This is a genomic window from Leucobacter soli (assembly GCF_042659205.1).
Lineage (GTDB): Bacteria > Actinomycetota > Actinomycetes > Actinomycetales > Microbacteriaceae > Leucobacter > Leucobacter soli.
This window is the reverse complement of sequence record NZ_JBHSRW010000169.1, coordinates 1-5,037: the sequence shown is the minus strand read 5'-3', so window position 1 is coordinate 5,037 and position 5,037 is coordinate 1. Positions and strand designations below refer to the sequence as shown.

At 69.4% G+C, this 5,037-nt stretch carries 7 protein-coding genes; all 7 read left to right on the top strand.

Annotated elements, in window-relative coordinates:
- Nucleotides 1–307: hypothetical protein (locus ACFPZL_RS09885; protein WP_382335260.1), on the top strand; the 307-nt coding region annotated here is incomplete at its 5' end.
- On the top strand, nucleotides 304–762 hold the full coding sequence (locus tag ACFPZL_RS09880) for a flavodoxin domain-containing protein (RefSeq protein ID WP_218114928.1): 459 nt from the start codon (nucleotides 304–306) through the stop codon (nucleotides 760–762). The genes ACFPZL_RS09885 and ACFPZL_RS09880, both read left to right, overlap by 4 nt.
- A 1-nt stretch (nucleotide 763) precedes the next feature.
- The gene (locus ACFPZL_RS09875) at nucleotides 764–1,270 is read left to right on the top strand and encodes an HtaA domain-containing protein (protein WP_218114927.1); all 507 of its coding nucleotides are present in this window, start codon (nucleotides 764–766) and stop codon (nucleotides 1,268–1,270) included.
- 63 nt (nucleotides 1,271–1,333) lie between these two features.
- On the top strand, nucleotides 1,334–2,506 hold the full coding sequence (locus ACFPZL_RS09870; RefSeq protein ID WP_218114926.1) for a PucR family transcriptional regulator: 1,173 nt from the start codon (nucleotides 1,334–1,336) through the stop codon (nucleotides 2,504–2,506).
- Nucleotides 2,503–3,291, top strand: a complete 789-nt coding sequence (locus ACFPZL_RS09865) for a VOC family protein (protein ID WP_218114925.1) — start codon at nucleotides 2,503–2,505, stop codon at nucleotides 3,289–3,291. The genes ACFPZL_RS09870 and ACFPZL_RS09865 overlap by 4 nt, the downstream gene beginning before the upstream one ends.
- Nucleotides 3,292–3,438: 147 nt before the next feature.
- Nucleotides 3,439–4,776 (top strand): acyl-CoA dehydrogenase family protein, encoded by a 1,338-nt coding sequence (locus ACFPZL_RS09860; RefSeq protein ID WP_218114924.1) that lies wholly within the window; start codon nucleotides 3,439–3,441, stop codon nucleotides 4,774–4,776.
- A gap of 2 nt (nucleotides 4,777–4,778) precedes the next feature.
- Nucleotides 4,779–5,037 (top strand): VOC family protein (locus ACFPZL_RS09855; protein WP_382335257.1); only part of this gene is annotated, 259 nt, incomplete at its 3' end.

The following is a 5,037-nucleotide window of genomic DNA, read 5'->3' as shown; positions in this document are numbered from 1 at the left end:
GATCTGCACCGATCTGGCGGCGCCCACCGACTCTGCTGCGAGCACCGACTCGGCCGATCGCGCAGGATCGCCCGACCGAGTCGATGCCGCCGAGCGCGGGCTCGGCGGGGCCGGGTACGTAGGGCTCCCCTCCGCCCTGCGGGGCGCCACCGTGGACTTCGCCGGCTGGCAGGCCATCGACCGCCACGAGCGCGCCACGGCACCGGAGCTCCGGCTCAGGCGGAAGATCCGCAGCACCGAAGAACTGCTGCGCCTCGCACTCGCACGACAAGAAGACACCAGCATCTCCGCAGGAGGAACCCCATGATGATCACCATTCTGTACGGCACGGAGTCCGGGAACAGCGAGATGGTCGCCGAAGACCTCGCCGCAGCGCTGCGGGACGATCACGAGGTCGCCGTCGCGGACCTCGCCGACACCGACCCTGCCGGGCTCGACCCGGCGCACCTGCATCTCGTCGTGAGCTCGACCTACGGCGACGGAGAGCTGCCGAAGAGCGCCTACCCGTTCTATCGTCGGCTCAAGGAGGAGACCCCGGCTCTGGGCGGCCTGCGCTACCTGGCTTTCGGCCTGGGGGACTCCGACTACGTGTACAGCTACGGACTCGGCATCGAGACGCTCGACCAGGAGCTGCAGCGCCACGGCGCGGAACGGATAGGGGACATCGGCCGGCACGATGCCTCCGAGGACGGCGACCCCTCGGAGACGGCGCAGGCGTGGCTGAACGAGAAGCTGGCGCTCCTGCTGGCGCCGACGCCCTGACATGAACCCGGGGAGGGAGACGCCCTCGCTGACCTGGGCCGTCAAGGAATCGCTCGTCGCCTACGTCCGCGGCAGCGCCGGGGGCACCGCCATCCCGGCCGACGGCGCGACGGAGCCGGAGCCCGGCCTCTTCGCGTTCGGCCTCGCCGAGTCCGTCCCTGAACGCCTGAGCTTCGCGGGGAACGTGCACCTCCGCGGGCACGGCGGGATGCTCGACCTGCCGATCGCCTCACCCGCGCTCCAGCGCGACGCCGACGGCTGGTTCCTCTCGATCGCCGACCCCGACGAGGCGCCGGAGTCGGGCGTCCGCATCGTGTTCGCCCGGGTCGAGCGGCTGGAGACGGACCCTGCCGGGCATCCGTCCGCCGTGCTCCTGGGCACGGGCGTCACGCTCACGGAGGACGGCGCCATGCTGTTCTTCGGCCCGTACCAGCACGGCACCCCGCTGGCGGACCTCCGGGTCGTCGGACTGCCGGCGGACGAAGCGGATCGCATCTCGGCGCCGTAAGCGTTCACTCCGGGAACCGCAGTGCGTATCAAGAGATATCATCGCCGTGGAGAGGAGAGCGGCATGATCGAAGCGACCCCTTCGTTCGAAGGGAGTGCGGAGCGCTCCCATCCGACGGGTGCCGACGACCGGCTGCGGCATCTGGTCGCGGCGGCGCGCAGCGGCGGACTCTCGCACATCCTGGGCTCAATGCGCAGCGCGCTCGCCGCAGAGGTCGCGTTCTTCGACATGGCGGGCAACGTCCTCTCGGCGGCTCCGGCTCGCACGCTCTGGGATTTCGAGCGCGTGCTCGCGGTGCACCGGCGCGACGCCGGCGCGGACGCGACGCTCACGGCGCTGCCGGTCGACGTCGACGGCGACATCGTCGGGCTGCTCGCCGCGCGCGCCGATCGCGACCCGCAGCGGTTGCTCCCCGTGGCGATCGATCTGCTCGCACTGGAGATCGCGAAGCTGCGCGCCAAGCAGTTCGGGCAGTCGCAGCTGCTCGCCACCCTGCTCGAGGACATCTTCGAGAAGCGGGTCTCGGATGAGGACGCCGCCGCCCGGCTGGTCCCCTTCGGCATCGACGCGGTCGAACGGCATCGCGTCATCGTGGGCTGGAACCCGGCTGTTCCCGCAGGTCGACGCCCCCTCACCTGGGGCAGTATCTACTCGCTGGTGCACGATCAGCCCGACCCGCTCATGCGGCTCTGGATCGGCGAGCAGATCGTCATGGTCGTCCCCGACGATGCGATGGTCTGGCGGCTGGCGGAGACACTGCAGGCGCACCTCTCGGGCGGCGACCGCGACGCCGGCACCGCGGCGCGGGTCGGCGTCGGGCTCTCGCACTCCGGCACCTCCGGTCTGCGGGCCAGCTACTACGAGGCGCTCACGGCGGTGCAGGAGGGCAGCGGTGTGCGCAGCCCGAACCGCATCGACCTCGCGCGGCTCTTCGTGATGACGAACACGGCCGACTCGCTGCGCGACATGGCGAGGACGATCCTCGGCCCGCTGCTCGAGTACGATCGTTCCCACAGCAGCGAGCTCCTGCGCACACTGCGCGTGTTCCTCGAGAACAATCGGAGCATTCAGGGGACGACCGAGGCGCTGTTCGTGCACCGGAACACATTGCGATACCGGCGGGGACAGATCGAGGAGCTCCTCGACATGGACCTCGACGACAGCGCCCACATCGCGAATCTGTGGCTCGCCTTCGCGATCATCGACGACGAGACTGCACGGGACGGAGAAGCATGAGCGAGTTCTCGCAGATCTACAGCTGGGAGTCGGAGGCCGAGCTCGCGACCGACCAGCCGGAGGAGGCCGCGATCTACTACGAGTGGCTGCTCGGCCTCGCCTCGGGGTCGAAGCCGGGGGAGGCGCTGCTCCGGGTCGGCGTCTCCGACGTGCGCGGCGTCGAAGGCCGGCTGGCCGGCTGGATCCCCGTCTTCTTCGTCGACGACGTGGACGAGGCGATCGCCCGCCTGCGCCCGGGCACCTGGCGCCTGCTCGATACGGGCGACGGGGACGGCGCCTACGTCGCCGATGAGCAGGGGAGCGTCGTCCGCCTGCGTGAGCGCGCGGCAGGGAGGTCGGGCGGGTCGATGAACTTCGACTACTCGGCCCTCGACCTCGCCGCTGCGGAGCGCTTCTACACCCGGCTCCTCGACCTCGAGGCCGCCGAGGTGGTGGACGACACCTACGCCATGCGGTTCCTGACCAGCGGGCGCGGGATCGTGGCCGGTGTCTTCCAGCTGAGCGGGATCGAGCGCCTCGACCGCCGGCCGGCATGGATCACCTACTTCGAGGTCGACTCGGTCGAGGAGCTCGTGAACCGCGCCGTGCAATCCGGGTCGCGGGTCAGGATTCCCCCGGTCGACTCGCCGATCAACCGCTACGCCGTGCTCGACGACCCGTGGGGCAACCTCTACGGCTTCAGCTCGCTGTTCGGAAAGGAGCGCATCGGCACCTTCCCGATGCGCGGTGCCGCGAGCGCCGAGCCGAGCGACTACGCCGAGATCCTGTTCCGCAACGCCCCGTAGCGCCCCGTGGCGGGGTGCAGCGGATCGTCCGACCTTGTGCGCCTCGCACAGCTCGGGCGGGGGAATTCGTTCCCCGCTAGCTGGAACCCGCTACTCGCCGGTTGCGATACTGACGAGGATCAGTCAGCCAACCGAGGAGCGACAGGGATGTCACGAGCCAAGATCAGCACCGACACGATGCTGGAGACCGCGAGCGGCGCGCAGCGCACGACGCCGCCGTTGACGGAGGAGCCGGGGCTGTCCGGGCCCTACGCGACCACGCCGGTGACGGAGTCCGATCCGCGGGTGCGTGCCGAGACGCTGCGCCTGATCGGGGCCGCGCGCGAGATCCGGCCGCTGCTGCGCGAGCGTCAGCAGCAGACCGAGGACGCGGGCCGCTTCGCGCCCGACGTGAACGAGTACCTGATCGAGCACGGCTTCTACAAGATGCTGATGCCGAAGCTCTTCGGCGGCCTCGAGATCGGTGTGGCGAACTTCTTCACCGTGATCTCGGAGATCGCTCGCGGCTGCCCCTCGACGGCCTGGTGCGTGTCGCTGGCCTGCGCGCACAGCCTGACCCTCGGCTCCTACTGGGGCGAGCAGGCGCAGCGCGACATCTTCGAGAAGCACGGCTACATGATCGCGCCGGCCTCGGGCAATCCGATGGGGGCGACGGCCACGCGCGTGGAGGGCGGCATCCGGCTCTCGGGCAAGTGGCGCTACTGCTCCGGCGCGCCGTACTCGACGCATTTCTTCCCGACGGTGATCGTCCCGGCGACCGATACCGAGCCCGAGTACCGGGCGTGGGCCGTGGTGAGTCGCGAGGACTACACCGTCCTGGACGACTGGGGCTCGGTCATCGGTATGAAGGGCAGCGGTTCGAACGGGATCGAGATGGACGACGTGTTCGTGCCGGATCACCACCTCTGCCACGAGACCTGGTCGACGGAGGTGACGGAGCCGACCGTCGGCTACGCCATCCACGGCAACCCGATGTACTCGGGCGTGTTCTTCGGCTTCGCGGAGGGCGAGGTCGCTGCGGTGACGGTCGGTCTGGGGTATGCGGCGTGCGATGAGTACGAGCGGATCATTCGTTCGACGAAGGCGCCGTTCAGCGGGAGCGGGACGTTGCGTGCCGACAATGATGATTGGCGGCGTGTGTTGGGCATGTCGATGTCGCGCATCGATGCCGCGAGCGCGGCGTTGATCCGTAATGGCGAGATCTATGCGGAGTACGGCCGTCAGGTCGCGACGGGTGATGGGGTGTTCGACGCTTCGCGTTCGATGCGTTTGAACAATAGTCATTTCGTGGTCGAGGAGCTGGTGTGGGAGGCGTTGCAGGAGTTGATTCGGACAGCCGGCACGAGCGCGTCGCAGGATGGGCAGAGGATGCAGCGTTACTTCCGTGATATTTGGGCGACGATGAGTCGCACGGATCAGTTCCAGTTCTTCGCCGCACCCGCAGTGGGATACCACTTCGGCGCGACCGAGCAGGACGGGGAGTGACCATGACCGGCATCTCGCACGACTATCCCGTCGGCGCCTCCGTCTGGCAGGAGCTGCGCGTGCGCTCCCTCGACGGCCTCGCCGAGTTCTACCGGGCCGTCCTCGGCCTGACGCTCGAAGCCGGTGACGGCCGGGGCGTCCTCCTCACGGCCTCGGGCGACCGCGTCGCCGGTGTGATCGCGGATCCCGAACTGGCCGAGGCGGAGATCGGCTGGCACGTGTTCCTCGGCGCCGACGACCTGGCCGCCGCGGTGGCGCGCG